The 1,270-nt window shown below is 46.1% G+C and carries 1 protein-coding gene; it reads left to right on the plus strand.

The window, feature by feature from the left end; all coding sequences use genetic code 11:
- Entirely contained in the window at positions 1-1,185 is a 1,185-nt protein-coding gene (gene tuf / locus N475_RS23605; protein WP_063359275.1) for an elongation factor Tu, read from the plus strand.
- Positions 1,186-1,270: the final 85 nt, after the last annotated feature.

A 1,270-nucleotide genomic window follows, 5' to 3' on the forward strand; every position in this document is an offset into this window, starting at 1 on the left:
ATGGCAAAAGAAAAGTTTGAACGTTCGAAACCGCACGTAAACGTAGGTACAATTGGCCACGTTGACCACGGTAAAACAACTCTAACAGCAGCAATCACTAACGTACTTGCAAAAGTATACGGTGGTGAAGCACGTGACTTCGCTCAAATCGATAACGCTCCAGAAGAGCGTGAGCGTGGTATCACAATCGCAACTTCACACGTAGAGTACGATACTCCAACTCGTCACTACGCACACGTTGACTGTCCTGGACACGCTGACTACGTTAAAAACATGATCACTGGTGCTGCTCAGATGGACGGCGCGATCCTAGTAGTTGCTGCAACTGACGGTCCTATGCCTCAGACTCGTGAGCACATCCTACTTTCACGTCAGGTTGGTGTACCTTACATCATCGTATTCATGAACAAATGTGACATGGTTGATGACGAAGAGCTAATCGAACTAGTAGAGATGGAAGTTCGTGAACTTCTTTCTGAGTACGATTTCCCAGGTGATGACCTACCACTAATCCAAGGTTCAGCTCTTAAAGCACTAGAAGGTGAGAAAGAGTGGGAAGACAAGATCGTTGAGCTTGCAGAAGCACTAGATTCTTACATCCCAGAGCCAGAGCGTGACATCGATAAGCCATTCATCATGCCTATCGAAGACGTATTCTCAATCCAGGGTCGTGGTACTGTTGTAACTGGCCGTGTTGAAGCTGGTATCATCAACGTGAACGACGAAGTTGAAATCGTAGGTATCAAAGAAACTACGAAGACAACTTGTACGGGTGTTGAAATGTTCCGTAAGCTTCTAGACGAAGGTCGTGCAGGTGAGAACATCGGTGCACTTCTACGTGGTACTAAGCGTGACGAAGTTGAGCGTGGTCAAGTACTATCAGCTCCTGGTTCAATCCAGCCGCACACGAAGTTCACTTCAGAAGTATACGTACTTTCTAAAGATGAAGGTGGTCGTCACACTCCTTTCTTCAAAGGTTACCGTCCACAGTTCTACTTCCGTACAACAGACGTAACTGGTGACATCCAACTACCAGACGGCGTAGAAATGGTAATGCCTGGTGACAACATCAAGATGACAGTAGAGCTAATCTGCCCAATCGCGATGGACGAAGGTCTACGTTTCGCTATCCGTGAAGGTGGCCGTACAGTTGGTGCTGGTGTTGTAGCATCAATCATCGAGTAATAGTTACACGTTAACTAATTCGATATACGAATTTTAAAAAGCCGCTCATTGAGCGGCTTTTTTTATGTTTGTGACCCGTCCTAAA

Origin of the sequence: Pseudoalteromonas luteoviolacea DSM 6061, assembly GCF_001625655.1 — a bacterium.
In the GTDB taxonomy this organism is placed as follows: Bacteria; Pseudomonadota; Gammaproteobacteria; order Enterobacterales; family Alteromonadaceae; genus Pseudoalteromonas; species Pseudoalteromonas luteoviolacea.